Raw genomic sequence first — 16,716 nt, 5'->3', positions numbered from 1 at the left:
AGAGTAAAATTCTTCATCGGGTGATTGCGCGAGAATTATGTTCTTGCGCGTCCGCGCGAAGCCACGGCTTCGCAGTCTCGCGGCGCCATTTGCGTCCGAGTCTTGCTGCCGTCCGGCCCTCGGAAAAACGAGGGCGCAGGGAATGCCGGGCGCTGGCCGCACCCATGGCCCGCCTGCAGAAAAAAAAGCAGGCGGCAGTCACCACAGGTTCAGCCGAGACATCCCGGCATTCCCTGCACGATGGTTTTAACGCTTATACGTGATCTCCCTGGGGACCGGCTTTCTTGCCCCCATCCGCGTGATGCAAAGCATCATCGCGTCGCGACAACGCTGACGCGTTGCGCGGGCATCAGCACCGGGATGCCGGGACCACACGACTTCACGTCCGCAACAAGGTTGTTCCGTCCGCACGCTGCTTGCGTGCTGCAACCTGATGCGTCCACCGCGTCCCGCGCCCAACGTTCGTGACGATCGCGAAGCGCCCCTTGTACCGGGTGCGGGATGGCCATGGATAGCATGATTTCTGAAAAAAAGAAATAGAAATATTCGCCTTTCGTGCAGCCGCACGTCAGACCGGTTGAGCGCGCTCGCCCGCCATCTCTATCTCCACCTTGAGAACGCCGAAGGCGTCGGCAACGCGCGAACGTGCGATTGCGGTGGAGAACAGATCACGCGCGCAGCGCTACGGCGCCGACTGCATCCTGGTGGCCGAGGACGGACCCGTGACTGGCCAGGAAATGCTGGTCCGGCTGGTCGAGCGGATCATGCCTCGACGCCGAGGGCGCCCGGCTGTGTGGACGAGCTCGCGCGCTGCCAGATCGTCATGCAGCCCGGCCGACTCCCAGATCCGAGCCTATCGCAATGCCCGCGACGACCTTGCGCCGGTGACGCGATGGATCGAAGCTGCAACGCCGTCGCAGCTGCAGCGGCCATCGGTCCTGGCGGAGACGGTGGGCTGACGCGAATCGAATGGTCGCGGCATTCATAGCCGCGGCAAGCCTGCATGCGATCCGTCAGCTGGTATTCGCGCGCTTCCACTTCTCCAGATCGATATCGGGGCGATCGGGTGCGATCCGGTCCTTCTCGGGATTGCCCTGCCACGGCTTGTCGGTCTGCTTGTTGCTCGGCCAATCCGTGCGTTCCCTCGGATCGTCGTTCGGCGTTTCTCTGGGATCGTTCTTCGTCGTGTCCTTGACCATGCTCAGCTCCGTCGTCGAACGTTCTGGATCGAACGCGGGGGGCGCGGATGGCGTTCCGGGCTCGCGCTGAGATTGCTCGGCCCACCTCATACTTTTGGCTTGCCTTATCTTATGATGGTTGGTGGCCGACCGTCCGCTCGGCTTGGCGTGCAGCACCGGATCGAACGCCTTGCGAACGACGAAGTCTGCGAGTACCTGGCGAGTATCGACCATGATCGTCTCCATCTCCGTGATTTGCCGATGCAACGGCCACCGCCGGCAAAGGTTCTTATCCAACGGCGTACCCGCCGGTGCGGCGCGGCTTACGATGACCCGCCGATCGCGGTGGCGGGGCGGCCCGTCTTTTGCGCGCGGGAGGTGGTTCGCCGCAGCGGCGCGCGCGCCCGACGCGTCTTGAGCGCGTTGATGAACTGGATCACGGTCTGCAGCATCTGGCTCTTGCTGATCCGGTGCTTGTAGACCAGCCGGTGGCGGCTGCGCGTGATGAGGCGCGATGACGGCGCAACCGGCGCATCCGGCCTCAGCTGCGCCGCTATGCCGGTCGGCCCGACATCGATCCTGGTGATGCCGAGCGCGCGGCAGGACAGCCCGATGTCGGCGATGTCGAGAAGGTTCGAAACCTCCGGCGGCAGCGCCCCGAAGCGAAGCTCGATTTCATCCTCGATCTCGCCGAGCTCGGCCGGGCTCTCCGCCCTCGCCAGCCTGGTGTAGATGTCGAGCCGCGTCGCCTCGTCCTGCACATAGCTTGCGGGCAGCAGCGCTGGCACTTCGATGCGCAGCTCCGGCATCCACATGTCGGAAGCACGCCGCGGGCGGCCCTGCAGCGCCCGCGCCAGCAGGTCATGGTAGAGCGCAGGCCCGAACACGTGGACGTGGCCTGCTTGCTGTTCCGATAACAGATTGCCGGCCCCGCGCAGGTCGAGGTCGCGTGCGCTGATCTGAAATCCGGCTCCCGGTCGGCTCAGCTCCTGAAGCGCGGCAATTCGCTTCTGCGCCTCTTCACCGGGCGCATCGGTGAGCAGATAGGCAAAGGCGCGCGTGCTCCCGCGTCCGACCCGGCCGCGCAGTTGGTGCAGTTGCGCCAGTCCGAAGCGCTCGGGTGCGCAGATCAGGATCGTATTGGCGCGCGGAATGTCCAGGCCGTTCTCGACGATGTCGGTGGCGAGAAGTACGTCGGCCTCACCGCCGACGAACCGCATCATGCGATCGTCGATGTCCTGCGCCGGCATCCGGCCGTGGACGACGACAACGCGCAACTCGGGTACGCTACAATGCAGCCGTTCCTGCATGGGACCGAGATCCCTGATGCGCGGGCAGATCACAAAGCTCTGGCCGTGTCGCCGCTGTTCGCGCCGCAGCGCCATCGTCAGCGTCGAATCGAGCAGGGGCGAGACCTTGGTCACGATGGGCAGCCGCTGCACCGGCGGGGTGGCGATGACGCTGAAGTCGCGCAGGCCCACCATGGCGGCGGCCATGGTGCGGGGGATCGGCGTAGCGCTCATTGTCAAGGTGTGGACGCCGGCACGCAGCGCCGACAGCTTGTCCTTGTCGGCCGCACCGAAATGCTGCTCCTCGTCGATGATGACGAGTCCAAGGTCCGCGAAGGCGATATCCTTTCCGGCCAGAGCGTGGGTGCCGATCACGATTTGCAGCGAGCCGTCGCGCAGCTGTTGTTTCACGGATCGCGCTTCGGCGGCGGCAGTCAGGCGCGACAGATGGCCGACCGCGATCCCGAACGGGGCGAAGCGCTTTTGGAATGTCAGCACGTGCTGGCGGGCGAGCACCGTGGTCGGAACGACGAGCGCGACCTGTTTGCCGGCGAATACGGTCGCCGCCGCGGCGCGCAACGCCACTTCCGTCTTGCCGAAGCCGACATCGCCGCAGACGACGCGATCCATCGGACGGCCGGCGGCGAGGTCGTTCAGCACATCCTCGATCGCCGCGGCCTGATCGGGCGTTGCGAAATAGGGAAAGCGGGCGACGAAGCGCTCGTAGTCGGCGGTCGGAGGCACGAGCCGCGGTGCCTTCGTTTGTCGCCGTGCCTGGATCGCCTGGGACAGCGTCTGCGCTGTCCGGTCGACCTCGCGTTCGGCTTCCAGGCAGCGCGCGGCCCATGAGTGCCCATCGGCGTCGTCAAGCCGGATCCCGCTTGCATCGCTCGCATAAGGCCAGATCAGCGCAAGCTCGCCAACGGGCACCAGGACGGCTTCATCAACGGCGAAGGCAAGGCGTACCATCTCGCGTTCGCTGAGGTCGGGCGCCGACAGCCGCTCGAGACCTTGCAGCACCGCAAGTCCGCGCTGCAGGTGAACGACCGCGCTTCCGAGCGCCGGCCGGGTTGCGGCGTCGGCGGCGGTCGGGTTCTGCCGCGCCATCGGCTGCAGGTGATGCGCCCTGCTGCCGAGCACATCGGCTGCGGCGACGACCAGCAGTGGCCGCGTGCGTCCGGTTCTGAACCCGGTATCGAGGTCGGCCAGCAGCGATGTGACCTTGCCTGCAGGGGGACGCGAGGCGCCGGCCCAGTCTGCACGACGTAGCGTCTTGAGCCCGGCGAGACGCTCCATCCGCTGCAGGTCCTGCTCGATGGCGGCGGCGAACAGCAGACGAGCGCCGCTCCGCTTGGCCGCGGCGATGAAGCGGCGCAGCGCCGTGCGCGCCGATGTCTCGCGCGAGAAATTGGGGATCGATTCGAGCGTCGATGATTCCGGTAACACCGCCAGACCACGCATGACCTCCTGCCATTCGCGTCGGCCGATAAAGGTCGCTTCTCGGCTGCGCGCATCGCCGCTCTCCTCGATTGCGGCGAGCCGCGCCGCCGCGCGCACCGGCACCTCGGCATCGGCAATGATCCTGACGCCATCCAGATAGGTGAAGATGCCAGCGCCGGTCGTGCCATTTCCAAGCAGGTTGCGCTCCGACATCGGATCGAGCACCAGCGCATCGAGGCTGGCGAGGTCGGTCTGATGCACCGGATCGAAGGTGTGGATGGCACGGATCAAGCCGTCGTCATGGTCGATCCGCACCGGACCCAAGGCGCCGGCGGGAAACAGCTCGATGGTCTGGCCGTGACATAACACACCGCCGGGATAATCGGCCGGCTCGTCGAGCTCATAGCCCGCCTCTGTGAGAAACCGCCGGAGCTCATCGACATCGATCGGCTGGCCGACCGCAAGCCGCAGGCAGGCCTTGGACCAGGCCTGCGGCTGCGGCACACGCGGCAGCACGGCATCAACCGTGGCTATCAGAAGCGGCGGGGCGGCTCGCGCTGCGAGCCGCCGCAAGACGCTCGCGCGGCGGCCCGTGGTCTCCCGCGACGGCTCGACCTCGTCGACGAGCAACGCGTCGAAGCACGGCAGCACCAACACATCGCAGCTCGGGTCAAACGCGTGCAGGATCGCGCCAAGGCGCTCGGCGCGCACTTCGTCCTTTGCGAGAAATACGAGCCCTCGGGCGCCGGATTTTCCCAACGCCCTCAGCAAATGAAGCGCGATCAGTCCGGTCGGCGCGGCGGATGACAGTGCCTGGCGCCGTTGAGCGGATGGCGCGCGCTTGCCGGCTCTTCCGGCCTTTCTTGAACTTGGCGCGCGTGCAGGCTTGCCCATCTGGAAGGAAAACACCGCGGTTGCAGCGGAGTTCCCGCTGTGAGAGTCGACTACTACAAGTCTTGACCGCCAGGCGCAAATACAACCGGCAGCAAGCCCGCCGCAGAGAGCATGCCCCCCGCTGCTCGATAGGAACCGGCCTTCGGCTTGCACTTGGTTCGTATGGACGTCACGCAAGCCGACGGCGGTCGGTCAAGCGCCGCGCGCAAGAGATGCTCTCCTGATCGGGCGCATCGAGACGAATACGCCGGCAATGCAGGCCGAGTAGCGCGTAGGCGCTCCGCGCCTCCCGCTCGCGCTCAGCCGCATAGGCAGCATTTCCGGCGAAGCCGAACTGCCTCGCATCGATCGCTCGCTGGGACACCGTTCGTCAATTGAATGATCGTCAGATGCCGAAAAGTTCGGAGCTGGCCGTCGATCGCCAGGATCTCGTCATCCGGGTGCGTAACGACGGGCACAGCCGGCAAGTCGATCGGTCCGCCGGCTGCGAGCACTGCGGCCGTTCCCCTGGCGGGCAAAACGCTCGACGATGTTAGTCCGCTGGATGACCCATTTGCCTGCACGGTGACGAGCCGCGCGCCGACCAGGATCGTGGGCCGATTTACCTATGTTGATGCAGGTTGTTAGCCGGACTGTAAGTTCCGAGCAGGTTGAGGTCGCAACGTGGTCATGTTTGGATGGAAATCGAAACTCAGAAGAAGCGGCGCCGTCGCTTCAAACAGGCGACTCCCCTCGGAGAGCGTCTCCTAAAGTCAGCACGTGAAGCACGTGATGCGGCAAAGCAGTTGCCGCCAGGCGCCGATCAGGCGCGTCTCTTGAGGCGGGCACGAGAGGCGGAAGCCATTGCGCAACTCGAGGAGTTCTTGCGAGGGCCGACCCGATACCCACCGCGACGCTGATGAGTCCAGCGTCTCGGGCCGTGCCCCTGTGAGGTCGCGGCCATGCTGGTGGGCGGTTCGTCGCCGACGTGTCGCGATCTTGAGACGGATTCTCGGGGCCGTCTGATCGCGATGGGCTTATGTTACGAGTTGACGAGCGTTTGATCGACGATTCTGAGCCAATGCCCATCTTCGCTTCCCTTTGCGGAGCCGTTCAAGCAAATGTTGGCGCTGGCGCTCATCGGGCTGATAGCCGCTTCGTCTTCGAACTGCCGTCGCTTGCGGTGCCGGCCCGGCAGGAGCGCTGAGATCGCGTCCTCGCGCAAGGAAAGCACAAGGAAAGGATCACCGCCCCTTCAAGAGTTCGGCAACCCCTTCCGTGAAGGCGCGGATGTCGAGCGGCTTTTCCCAGAGCGGGACGTCGGCGAACTCAGGTCGGATCGATGTCTTGTCATAACCAGTGGTGAAGATGAAGAAGATGTCCAGCTCGCGCAGTGCGCGGGCGAAAGGAAAGATCATCTCGCTCCTGAGATTGATGTCGAGCAGCGCAGCGTCGATCGGCCGGCCCAATTGCAGAGCCTTCTGGGCTTCGACAACCTCCGAGACGGGGCCGATCACGTCGGCGCCAAGGCGCCTGAATTCATCGGCGAGGTCATCGGCAAGGAAATACTCGTCCTCGACGATGAGGATGCGTTTTCCCGCCAGTGGATTCGTCGGCGCAATGGGTGTGCCTTGCCCCATGAGGCTCTCCTGTCGTCGGCACGCGCTCAATAGGAACATCCGCCGGGTCCAGACCTTATGCAAAACGGCTTAGGAACCCGTGGGTTCCGAAAGCCGACATGGAAGGATCCTGATTGTGCCCAACCGCGACATCATCGTCATCATCAGTGGCTCCTCAGGGGCGACTGTGCCCCTGAAAGACATTCTCGGGCGCTTGCCCGTCGATGTGCCGTCGGCGGTGTTTGTCGTGCTGCACGTCCCGGCACGAGGGAACGGTGTTCTCTCGACCGTCGCCCGCGCCGCCGGCAAGCTGCCCGTCACGCAGGCTGCGAACGACTTGCCGATTCAGAATGGCACCGTCTATCTGGCTACGCCGGATCATTACTTGCTGATTGCAGACGGTCACCTGATGCCCGGCCGCGGTCCGCGTGAGACCTGGTCCGTCCGTCCATCGATCCGCTATTTCGCTCTGCGGCACTGCATTACGGACCTCGCGTCATCGGCGTGGCCCTCAGCAGACTTTTATCAGATGGTGCGGCGGGCCTCAACGCAATTAAGCGATGTGGCGGGGTGGCCGTGGTGCAGCATCCGTCGGATGCGGTTGCCGACGAGATGCCGCGGCACGCCATGGAGGCGAGTTCCATCGATTTCTGTCTGCCCGGTAGCGGATGTACGCGGCGCGGGGCGATCGAATATCGAGGATATGCCGATTTGATCGGGCAGATGGCGCTGCAGTTGCTCGATCCACTTCGACGGCCAGGGTGATGCAACATGGCGAGCGCTGCATCTTGTCCTGCCGAGTGGCAGGTGAACCGCGATATCCGCAGCGAAGAAGACCAGCTCCGCAAGAGCGAAGCCGATATCGCCTCAGGCTGGACACGCTTGCACAAACAGGAGGGCTTGGTCTTGCAATTGAAGGCGTCCGGCCGGGGTTACGCCGAAGCCGTGCGGTTGGCCGCCTTGCTGCGGGACAATCTGGCGGAATGGGAGCGGCACCGCGCCATGATCGAGCAGAGGATCGCCTATCTCAAACGACGACGCGCGGCCGGATCAACTTAGGCTTCAACTATCGGGCGGAGCCAGCTTCAGGAATTGCAGGCCCGACTCCGACCGGGCAAAGGCGCAGTTGCGGCCATTGGCGAAATTCCTGCGTCGACCGGTTGCGACGTCTGGAGTGCGGAACCGTTATTCCGCTTGCATATTGATCGAGCTGATTTTCACCTCTGTCCGACTGAGGCACGATTAGTATATACCGCAAGATATGACGAATAGTGGTCAATCTCAGTCGGTGGAACCGCCCAGAGGGCGGCGGCCGCTGATCGTCGGGGTCGGCGCCTCGCCGAGCAACACCGGCAGCCTGGAGCGGTTCCTGTCGAAGTTGGCGCTCGGCAATGATCTCGCGGTCGTGCTCGTGCTGCAGCATCGCGAAGCGCTGGATGAGGAATGGCTGCGCGCCGTGCTGCGGCCGTTCACGAGCGTCACCCTGAAAAACCTGGCGGATGGAGCCGAGATCGAGGGGCAGACGATCTATCTTTGTCCCCCCAACATGATCGCGACCGTGCATGGCGACCGGTTCGGCGTACGTCCGGCCGAACAGGCGCCGGGTGAGCGGGCAACCATCGACAGCTTCCTGGTGTCCCTCGCCGAGGGGCGGGCCGAACAGTCGATCGGGGTCATCCTGTCCGGCACCGGCGGAGAAGGCACGCTCGGCGTTGCCACGCTGAAGAACCATGGCGGGCTTGCCATCGCCGAGCACGTCGCCGGAGACGAGAGCGACGGGTCGATGGACGGCAGCACGCCTGCGGCCATTGCGGATTTCGTGCTCCCGGCCGAGGACATTCCCGATCACATCACGGTCTATGCCCGCCATCTGCGGCGTCTGGAAGAGCGGCAAGGCTTTGACGAAGTGCTTGCGGCCGCCGCCAGCTCGATCAACCGCATCGTCGATATCCTGCGCAACAAGACCGGCAATGACTTCCACGGCTACAAGCAGAACACCTTCCTGCGCCGGGTGCAGCGCCGCATGCAGGTGGTTCAGATCGACGAGATCTCGGCCTATGTCGATTTCCTGCGCAACGACCAGGACGAGGTCCAGCATCTCTTCAACGATCTTCTGATCGGGGTCACCGAGTTCTTCCGCGACCAGCGGGAGTTCGACGTGCTCGAGCAGCAGGTCATTCCGCAAATCTTCGACGGCAAGCAGGCCGGCCAGCAGGTCCGTGTCTGGGTGCTCGGCTGCGCCACTGGCGAGGAGGCCTATTCGATCGCGATCCTGCTGTGCGAACATCTTGCGAAGCTTCATTCGCCGCCTTCGGTGCAGATCTTCGCAACCGACATCGACAGCCGGGCACTCGCCACCGCCCGGGTCGGCCGCTACCGCACCGACATCGAAGCCAACGTCTCGCCGGAACGGCTGGCGCGCTGGTTCGTGCGCGAGGGCGACACCTATTGCGTGGTCAAAGAGTTGCGGGAGATGTGCATCTTCTCCCAGCACAACGTCATCAAGGATGCGCCGTTCTCCAAGCTCGACCTGGTCTCGTGCCGCAATCTGCTGATCTATCTGGATGCCGAATTGCAGAACCTGGTGATTCCACTGTTTCATTTCGCGCTGCTGCCTGAGCGCTTTCTGTTTCTCGGCAGTTCGGAGAACGTGACGCGGCATCCGAAGCTGTTTGCTCCGGTCGACCGCCGCGCCCGGATCTTCAAGAAGCTCGATAACGGCACGCGGCTGCCGCCGGAATTCCCTATCACCACGACGGCCGCGCGGACTTCGGTCGAGCTGCCGCCGGCCCGGAGCTTCGGCTCCGATGTCGGGCTCGAACGCAAGGCGCACCGCATCGCCGAGCGCTACGCGCCGGCCTATGTGATCACCGACGATAGTTTTCACATCCTGCATTTCTCCGGCCGTACCGGGCGCTTCATCGAGCCGACCGCCGGCGCCGCCACGCTGGATCTGCTCGGCCTCGTGCATCGCGACCTTCGGCTGGAGTTGCGAACCGCCTTGAGCCGCGCGCGGGACACCAACGAACCGTCGCACACCGATCAGGTGCTGCTCGGGGTAAACGGCCACACGGTCGGGGTCGACATCACGGTCGAGCCGATCGACGCGCCGGAAGGGCAGCGCAGCTTCATCGTGCTGTTCAAGGACGGCGCGCTGCGGCCGTCCTCGGCGTCGTCCGGAAGCGCGAATTCGCTGGTGCGCAGCGAGCATGTCGAGCGCATCGAAAGCGAGCTGCGCGCCACGCGCGAGCGGTTGCATGCGACGATCGAGGAGCTGGAGAGCTCCAACGAGGAGCTCAAATCCTCCAATGAGGAATATCAGTCGCTGAACGAAGAGCTGCAATCGGCGAATGAGGAGCTCGAGACCTCGCGCGAGGAGCTCACCACGGTCAATGGCGAGCTTGCGCACCGGGTCCAGGAGCTGACGCGTGCGACCAGCGACCTGAAGAACTTCCTGGAGAGCACGCAGATCGCGACCGTGTTTCTCGACAACGACATGCGGGTGATGAATTTCACCCCGGCGATCACGCAGGTGCTGCATCTGGTGGAGACGGACGTCGGCCGTCCGATTGCCCACATCAAGGCGAGGATTCCGATCGAGGACCTCTACGACGATATCCGTCGGGTGCTGCGGACGCTGGCCAGCGCCGAGCGCGAACTGACCGCGCCGGACAGCGGCAAGCGCTATATCGTGCGCATGCTGCCCTATCGCTCCATCGACAATTTCATCGCCGGCGTCGTAATCACCTTCATCGACGTCACCGCGATCACGCGGGCGGAAGAACGTCAGCGGCTGCTGCTCGCCGAGCTGCAGCATCGCGTGCGGAACACGTTGGGCGTGGTGCGCTCGATCGCGCGGCGTTCCGCGCAGACGAGCTCGACGGTCGAAGAATATTCCGCCCATCTCGATGGCCGGCTGGGCGCCTTGGCGCGCACCCAGGCGGCCGTGACGCGCGATCCCGAGGTGGGCGTCGATCTGGAATATCTGCTCGCCGACGAATTGATGGCTTATAATGCACGCGAAGGCGAACAGGTGCGCATCTCCGGCCCGACGATAAGGTTGCAGCCGAAAGCGGCTGAGACGCTGTCGCTGGCGATTCACGAGCTGGCGACAAATGCGGTCAAGTACGGCGCCCTCAGCCAACCTGCCGGACGCGTCGAGATCAGCTGGCGCATCGACGAGGGCGTCACCCCGCCGGAACTGAATTTCGATTGGCGCGAGAAGGGAGGTCCACCGGTGAAGTCGCCGAAGCGGAAGGGTTTTGGAACGGAGATCCTGGAGCGGACGCTGGGCTTTGAGTTCAAGGGCAAAAGCGCGTTGATGTTCAGCCCGACCGGCGTGCATTTCTCGATCACGTTGCCGCTGAGCCGGGTCATCGTCCAAAAGCCCGGCCCTGACCAGGTGACATGAGCACGGCGCGCACGAGCGACCGGACGGCGGATGTCGTCATCCGTCGCCTGAGTGCATTCCGCAAGATTTCGCCGGAGACGGCGGCCATGCTCGACGATGCCATTCGCGGCCGCATCATCACGGCGATGGCCGGACAGGAGCTGGTCTGCGAGGGCGATCCGGCGGACCGGATTCGAATGATGCTCTCGGGCTGGGCTGCCCGCTACAAATCGCTCGAAGACGGGCGGCGACAGATCGTCAACCTGGCGCTGCCTGGTGATACCTGTGACGCGCAAATCTATTTGCTGGAGTGGATGGACCATTCGATCTCCGCGCTGACATCGGTGGTCTATGCGGAGATCGAGCGCGAGCGTTTCGAGTCTCTGGTCGCCGCTGACCGCGTGCTCGGCGAGGCCTTCTGGTGCGAGACGCTGTCCGACGCGGCGATCCAGCGCGAGTGGACGCTCAATCTCGGTCGCCGCGACGCATTCGAGCGGGTCGCGCATATCCTGTGCGAGGTGATCGAGCGGCTGCGGCCGGTCGGGCTATTGGATGGCGACAGTTGCGCATTTCCGATCACGCAGACCGACCTTGCCGACGCGACCGGGCTATCGGTGGTTCATGTCAACCGGACGCTGCAGGAATTGCGCTCGTCCGGCCTGATCGTGCTGCGGGAGCGGACGCTGACGGTCCACGATCTCGACGCGCTCAAGGACGCGGCCTTGTTCAACCCGGACTATCTGCACTATCGTGTGCCGGGTTGATGAGTCTTGCCGGGTAAAACTAGCCGGCGAGGACGGGATCAGAAGCCGCAGCATCGGCACTCGCAAGCCGCCGTTTCCACTCCTCCAGCTCCTGTCGCAAGGTCTCGACGAGGTCGAGCGCGACCGGGGAGGGGCTGCGCTGCGGCGGGAACACGGCGGCGAATTCGAAATCGATCTGCGGCAGGAAGCGTCGCGCGACGACGCCGCGGCCGTCGAACTCGCGCGCGGTGAACGGATCGCAGATGCCGACGCCGAGGCCGGACGACACCATTCCGCACATGATCTCGGATAACGTCGTCTCGACCCGCAGGACGCGGTGAACATCGACGCGATTGAAGACCTGATCGACCAGGTGCCTGCTGCTCGAGCCGGCCGATAGTGACACGAACGTTTCGCCCTCGAAGTCGCGCGGCTCGAGCGTCGTCTTCGCCGCCAGCCGATGTCCCGCCGGCAACACGGCGACGCGCGGCAATGCGGGAAGGCGGATGCTCGTCAAACCTGCATGCGCGATCGGCACTTCGGCGAAGCCGATATCGCATTGATGGTTCAGCACCCAATCGACCACGATCGGTGAGATCACGCCGAAGAACGAAAGATTGAGATTGGGGCGCTGGCTCAGGAACGTGCCGGCGAGCCGCGGCAGATAGCCGTTGGCAAGCGCCGGCAGGGCCGCAACGCGGAGCGTGCCGGTGCGGCGGCTGCGGATCTCCTCGGCGGCTGCGGTGATGCGGTCGAGCCCGACGAAGGATCGCTCGACCTCCATGTAGAGCGCGGTCGCCGCCGCGGTCGCCACCAGCCCGCTGCCGCGCCGCTCGAACAGCTCCATCTTCAGCAGCGCCTGGAAGTCGCGCAGCAGCCGGCTGACCGCGGGCTGTGTCACCGCCATCAGCTTCGCAGCCTCGGTCACGCTGCCGGTCAGCATCATCGCCCGGAAGGCTTCGACCTGCCGCGGGTTGATCCGGGCCATCAGGTGTCTCCATAATATTTTAGCATGAGGAGGGTGCCATTATTCATTGGACGACGGAAGAGTGCGCTGCGATCTTTTTGGTCAGATCGAGAGGTCGCCCGTTTTTTGTGCGGTGCCGTGACGTGAAGAACGCAGAACCGGCGGGATCTTTCATCGAGTGGTCTTTTGATACCGGCGAATGAGCGCCAATAGGGGAGATCTGTCCGTATGAAGCCCTTCAGCCTTCTGACAGTGGTGAGCCTTGCCGTCTTGGCCACTGCCACTCCGGGCCTTGCCCAGCAGAAGACGCTCTATGTCGCCGGCTATGGCGGCTCATTCGAGAAGACGATCCGTGACGAGGTGATTCCGCCGTTCGAGCAGGCCAATGGCGTGAAGGTCGAATACGTCGCCGGCAATTCCACCGACACGCTTGCCAAGCTGCAGGCGCAGAAGGGCAACCAGCAGATCGACGTCGCCATCCTCGACGACGGCCCGATGTACCAGGCGATCCAGCTCGGCTTCTGCGACAAGATCGTGGGCGTCCCCAGCGCCGAGCTCTACGACGTCGCGCATTTCAAGGACGATCGCGCCGTCGCGATCGGGCTCGTTGCCACTGGCCTGATGTACAACACCAAGGTGTTCGCCGAGAAGGGCTGGGCACCGCCGACCTCCTGGAACGACCTGAAGGATCCGAAATACAAGCAGCAGCTCGTCATTCCGCCGATCAACAACACCTACGGCCTTTATGCGCTGTTGATGCTGGCGAAGATGAACGGCGGCAGCGAGTCGAACGTCGAGGCAGGTTTCAAGATCTTCAAGACCGAGATCAATCCGAACGTGCTCGCCTATGAGCCGTCGCCGGGCAAGATGACCGAGCTGTTCCAGTCCGGGCAGGCGGTGCTTGCGGTGTGGGGCTCAGGCCGCGTGCAGAGTTTTGCCAATACCGGCTTCCCGGTCGACTTCGTCTATCCGAAGGAGGGCGCGGTGATGCTGCTCACCACGGCCTGTCCGATTGCCAAGCCCAACGTCTCGCCGCTGGCCTCCGCCTTCATCAAGCAGCTGCTCGACCCGAAGATCCAACTCGTGATGCTGAAGGAATACGGTTACGGCCCGGTGGTGAAATCGGTCGTGGTACCGCCCGGCGTCGGCACGATGGCTCCGATCGGCGAACGTGCCACCAAGGTCTATGCACCCGATTGGACCATCGTGAACGACAAGCGCGAGGAATGGACCAAGCGCTGGAATCGCGAGGTCGAGCGGTAAGTAGTGGCTGGTTGCAACTCTCTCGCCGGCGGCGGTCTGCTCCCTCCCCCCTTGCGGGGGAGGGTTGGGGTGGGGGGTCCCCAACGGCAGTGTTCCTGAAGACCCCCACCCCCACCCCCTCAGAGCGAGCTCTGCTCGTCTCGGCCCCGCAAGGGGGAGGGGAGTACACTGTGCGCTCGGCGACAGTGCTCATTTCCCACTCGGATATTCTTCATGTCCTTCCTCTCACTTGACCGCGTCGGCAAATCCTTCGGTCCGAACACGGCCGTCGAAGAGTTCAGCCTCGCGGTGAGCAAGGGCGAGTTCGTCTCGTTCTTGGGTCCGTCCGGCTGCGGCAAGACCACGACCTTGCAGATGATCGCGGGCTTCCTCGATCCATCGCATGGCACGATCCACCTTGAAGGCAAGGACCTCGTTGCAATTCCGCCGGCCAAGCGCGGGCTTGGCATCGTGTTCCAGAGCTACGCGCTGTTTCCCCACATGACGGCGGCCGAGAACGTCGCGTTCGGGCTTGAGATGCGCAAGGTCGCGCGCAAGGAGCGCGAGGAGCGGGTGCGCGCCGCGCTCGCGCTTGTCGGCTTGGCCGGTTACGAGGACCGTCATCCGCGGCGGATGTCGGGCGGCCAGCAGCAGCGCGTCGCGCTGGCGCGGGCGCTGGTGATCCGTCCGAGCGTGCTTCTCCTGGATGAGCCGCTGTCCAATCTCGATGCGCGACTGCGCGAGGACATGCAGATCGAGCTGCGCCAGATCCAGCGCAATCTCGGCACCACCACCATTCTCGTCACCCACGACCAGATCGAGGCGATGTCGCTGTCCGATCGCATCGTGGTCATGAGCAAAGGCCGGATCGAGCAGATCGGCACGCCGCAAGAGGTCTATGAACGCCCGGCGTCGGCCTTCGTCGCGCAGTTTCTCGGCAAGACCAATGAGTTCGCCGCGAGCATCGATCGCTCCGGCTCCACCGCCAAACTGGTTGCGGGCTCCTGGAGCACGCCGGCACCGGCTGGCCTGTCGGGCGTCGTCACCGTCAGCATCCGGCCTGAAAGGATCGGTTTCGGCGCGAGCGGATTGTCGGGCCGGATTCAGAGCCGCATCTTCCAGGGCAATCATTGGCTATTCCAGTGCGAGACCGAATGCGGCCCCGCGATCGTGATCCGCCAGAACGACGGCGAGCCGCAGCCCGCGCAGGGAGAGGCGGTGCATCTCACCTGGCGCACCGACGACATGAGCCTTCGCCCGACGCGAGGCGGTGCATGAGCGCGGCCCTCACCACAGCCCCTGCGGCAGAGCCGAGCGAGACGCGCACCGCCTTGGCGCTGGCCGTGCCGGCCTTGATGCTGTTCGTCGGCGTCGTCGTGATCCCGCTCGCAATGACGGTGATGCTCTCGTTCCACGACTGGGGACAGTATAAGGGCATCGAGCCGGTCTTCGTCCTGAAGAACTGGCAGGAGATCGCCAGCGATCCTTACTACGCCGAGATGTTCTGGCGTACCTTCCGCGTCGCCGTGCTCGCCACGCTGATCACCGCCGTGTTCGGCGTGCCCGAGGCCTACATCCTGCATCGCATGAGCGGGCGCTGGAAGGGCATCTTCCTGCTGGTCATCTTAGGGCCACTCCTGATCTCAGTGGTGGCGCGAACGCTGGGATGGGCGTTGCTGTTCGGCGGCAACAACGGCCTCGCCAACAAGCTCCTGATGTCGCTCGGCCTGATCAGTTCTCCGGTGCGTTTCATGTTCACCGAGACCGGCATGGTGGTGGCGCTGGCGCACGCGATGATGCCGTTCATGGTGCTCGCGGTCTGGACCGCGCTGCAGCGCCTTGATCCGCAGATCGAGAATGCGGCGGCCTCGCTCGGCGCGGGCTCGCTGACGGTGATCCGCCGCATCGTGTTGCCGCAGATCATGCCCGGCGTGCTCTCCGGCGCGATCATCGTATTCTCGCTTTGCGCGAGCGCCTTCGCCACGCCGGCGATCATCGGTGGCCGCCGGCTGAAGGTCGCGGCGACGTTGGCCTATGACGAGTTCCTCAACACGTTGAATTGGCCGCTCGGTGCGGCGGTCGCCGTGCTCCTGCTCGTCGCGCTGGTGCTGATCGTGGTCGGCAGCAATGCGCTGATTGAACGGCGCTATCAGGAGATGTTCCGATGAAGGGGAACGGACCGATCGCGCTCACCTTCCACGCGCTGTTCGTCGTCTTCATGCTGGCGCCGATCGTGGTGGTGTGCTGGGTGGCCTTCACGCCCGAGGGCTTCCTGTCGATCCCGACCACCAGTTTCTCGCTGCGCTGGTTCAAGGCGATCGCGGCCTATCCGGAATTCGTGCATGCCTTCGGCACGAGTCTGTGGCTCGGCGCGCTCTCGTCCTTCGTGAGCCTGCTGTTCGCGGTGCCGGCGGCGCTCGCCATCAGCCGCTATCGCTTCCGCGGCCGCGAGGCGCTGTCGGCGCTGTTCCTGTCGCCGCTGATGATTCCGCATGTCGTGCTCGGCATCGCCTTCCTGCGTTTCTTCACCTCGGCCGGCATCGGCGGCACGTTCATCGCCTTGCTGATCGCGCATATCGTCGTCGTGTTTCCGTTCGCGCTGCGCCTGACCCTGGCGGCCGCGAGCGGGATGGATCGCAGGATCGAGATGGCGGCGGTTTCGCTCGGCGCCGACGGCTGGACCATGTTCCGGCGCGTGATCCTGCCGTCGATCCTGCCGGGCCTGGTCAGCGGCTGGATGCTCGCCTTCATCCAGTCGTTCGACGATCTGACCATGACGGTGTTCCTGGCGGCGCCCGGCGCCGAGACGCTGCCGGTGCGCATGTTCCTCTACATCCAGGACAACATCGATCCGCTGGTGACGTCGGTCTCGGCCAGCGTCATCGCCATCACCATGACCATCCTGATCCTGCTCGATCGCTTTTACGGGCTCGACCGCGTGCTCACCGCCAAAGGCAGCGACGCGGGACGATAGG

The 16,716-nt window shown here is 64.4% G+C and carries 13 protein-coding genes and 1 pseudogene; 10 read left to right on the top strand and 4 right to left on the bottom strand.

The genetic code is table 11. From position 1 onward, the window contains the following. Positions 1-656 precede the first annotated feature (656 nt). On the top strand, positions 657-959 hold the full coding sequence (locus QX034_RS01585; RefSeq protein ID WP_315705581.1) for a hypothetical protein: 303 nt from the start codon (positions 657-659) through the stop codon (positions 957-959). A gap of 54 nt (positions 960-1,013) precedes the next feature. Here QX034_RS01585 and QX034_RS33960 read toward each other — a convergent pair whose 3' ends face one another. Next, positions 1,014-1,424, bottom strand: coding sequence for a hypothetical protein (locus QX034_RS33960; RefSeq protein ID WP_409977829.1), 411 nt, complete (start codon positions 1,422-1,424; stop codon positions 1,014-1,016). A 77-nt stretch (positions 1,425-1,501) separates the two neighbouring features. Further along, entirely contained in the window at positions 1,502-4,666 is a 3,165-nt protein-coding gene (locus tag QX034_RS01575; protein ID WP_315705582.1) for a TRCF domain-containing protein, read from the bottom strand. Positions 4,667-5,478: 812 nt separating this feature from the next. Here QX034_RS01575 and QX034_RS01570 point away from each other — a divergent pair. Next, positions 5,479-5,700 (top strand): hypothetical protein, encoded by a 222-nt coding sequence (locus tag QX034_RS01570; protein WP_315705583.1) that lies wholly within the window; start codon positions 5,479-5,481, stop codon positions 5,698-5,700. A 324-nt stretch (positions 5,701-6,024) separates the two neighbouring features. On the opposite strand, the gene QX034_RS01565 is transcribed toward QX034_RS01570, so the two are convergent. Next, entirely contained in the window at positions 6,025-6,420 is a 396-nt protein-coding gene (locus tag QX034_RS01565) for a response regulator (protein ID WP_315727883.1), read from the bottom strand. Between the two features lie 79 nt (positions 6,421-6,499). Between QX034_RS01565 and QX034_RS01560 the strand changes: the two are divergent. From QX034_RS01560 to QX034_RS01545, 4 genes and pseudogenes are all read left to right on the top strand, one after another. Continuing rightward, positions 6,500-7,164 (top strand): annotated as a pseudogene (locus tag QX034_RS01560) (chemotaxis protein CheB). Between the two features lie 42 nt (positions 7,165-7,206). After that, positions 7,207-7,458 (top strand): hypothetical protein, encoded by a 252-nt coding sequence (locus QX034_RS01555; protein WP_315705585.1) that lies wholly within the window; start codon positions 7,207-7,209, stop codon positions 7,456-7,458. Positions 7,459-7,660: 202 nt separating this feature from the next. Beyond that, on the top strand, positions 7,661-10,810 hold the full coding sequence (locus tag QX034_RS01550; protein WP_315705586.1) for a CheR family methyltransferase: 3,150 nt from the start codon (positions 7,661-7,663) through the stop codon (positions 10,808-10,810). Further along, complete coding sequence (locus tag QX034_RS01545) at positions 10,807-11,553, top strand: Crp/Fnr family transcriptional regulator (protein WP_315705587.1); 747 nt, start codon at positions 10,807-10,809, stop codon at positions 11,551-11,553. The genes QX034_RS01550 and QX034_RS01545 overlap by 4 nt, the downstream gene beginning before the upstream one ends. A 19-nt stretch (positions 11,554-11,572) precedes the next feature. Here QX034_RS01545 and QX034_RS01540 read toward each other — a convergent pair whose 3' ends face one another. Then, entirely contained in the window at positions 11,573-12,520 is a 948-nt protein-coding gene (locus QX034_RS01540; protein ID WP_315705588.1) for a LysR substrate-binding domain-containing protein, read from the bottom strand. Positions 12,521-12,727: 207 nt separating this feature from the next. Between QX034_RS01540 and QX034_RS01535 the strand changes: the two genes are divergently transcribed. From QX034_RS01535 to QX034_RS01520, 4 genes are all read left to right on the top strand, one after another. Continuing rightward, positions 12,728-13,762, top strand: coding sequence for an ABC transporter substrate-binding protein (locus tag QX034_RS01535; RefSeq protein WP_315807106.1), 1,035 nt, complete (start codon positions 12,728-12,730; stop codon positions 13,760-13,762). A gap of 213 nt (positions 13,763-13,975) precedes the next feature. After that, the gene (locus QX034_RS01530; RefSeq protein ID WP_315705590.1) at positions 13,976-15,019 is read left to right on the top strand and encodes an ABC transporter ATP-binding protein; all 1,044 of its coding nucleotides are present in this window, start codon (positions 13,976-13,978) and stop codon (positions 15,017-15,019) included. Then, positions 15,016-15,909 carry an ABC transporter permease gene (locus tag QX034_RS01525; protein WP_315705591.1) on the top strand — a complete coding sequence of 298 codons (894 nt, stop codon included), beginning with the start codon at positions 15,016-15,018 and terminating at the stop codon, positions 15,907-15,909. The genes QX034_RS01530 and QX034_RS01525 overlap by 4 nt, the downstream gene beginning before the upstream one ends. After that, entirely contained in the window at positions 15,906-16,715 is an 810-nt protein-coding gene (locus tag QX034_RS01520) for an ABC transporter permease (protein WP_315727889.1), read from the top strand. Before QX034_RS01525 ends, QX034_RS01520 begins: the two co-directional genes overlap by 4 nt. Position 16,716 lies beyond the last annotated feature (1 nt).

It is taken from the genome of Bradyrhizobium sp. SZCCHNR3119 (assembly GCF_032487775.1).
In the GTDB taxonomy this organism is placed as follows: Bacteria; Pseudomonadota; Alphaproteobacteria; order Rhizobiales; family Xanthobacteraceae; genus Bradyrhizobium.
The sequence above is the reverse complement of the archived record's forward strand: the minus strand, read 5'-3'. Positions and strand labels throughout refer to the sequence as shown.

Excerpts from the sequence above, each read along its gene's own strand:
- QX034_RS01540 (WP_315705588.1), bottom strand. The coding sequence starts at position 12,520 with ATGGCCCGGATCAACCCGCGGCAGGTCGAAGCCTTCCGGGCGATGATG.
- QX034_RS01550 (WP_315705586.1), top strand. The coding sequence starts at position 7,661 with ATGACGAATAGTGGTCAATCTCAGTCGGTGGAACCGCCCAGAGGGCGG.
- QX034_RS01545 (WP_315705587.1), top strand. The coding sequence starts at position 10,807 with ATGAGCACGGCGCGCACGAGCGACCGGACGGCGGATGTCGTCATCCGT.
- QX034_RS01565 (WP_315727883.1), bottom strand. The coding sequence starts at position 6,420 with ATGGGGCAAGGCACACCCATTGCGCCGACGAATCCACTGGCGGGAAAA.
- QX034_RS33960 (WP_409977829.1), bottom strand. The coding sequence starts at position 1,424 with ATGGAGACGATCATGGTCGATACTCGCCAGGTACTCGCAGACTTCGTC.
- QX034_RS01520 (WP_315727889.1), top strand. The coding sequence starts at position 15,906 with ATGAAGGGGAACGGACCGATCGCGCTCACCTTCCACGCGCTGTTCGTC.
- QX034_RS01535 (WP_315807106.1), top strand. The coding sequence starts at position 12,728 with ATGAAGCCCTTCAGCCTTCTGACAGTGGTGAGCCTTGCCGTCTTGGCC.
- QX034_RS01570 (WP_315705583.1), top strand. The coding sequence starts at position 5,479 with ATGGAAATCGAAACTCAGAAGAAGCGGCGCCGTCGCTTCAAACAGGCG.
- QX034_RS01525 (WP_315705591.1), top strand. The coding sequence starts at position 15,016 with ATGAGCGCGGCCCTCACCACAGCCCCTGCGGCAGAGCCGAGCGAGACG.
- QX034_RS01530 (WP_315705590.1), top strand. The coding sequence starts at position 13,976 with ATGTCCTTCCTCTCACTTGACCGCGTCGGCAAATCCTTCGGTCCGAAC.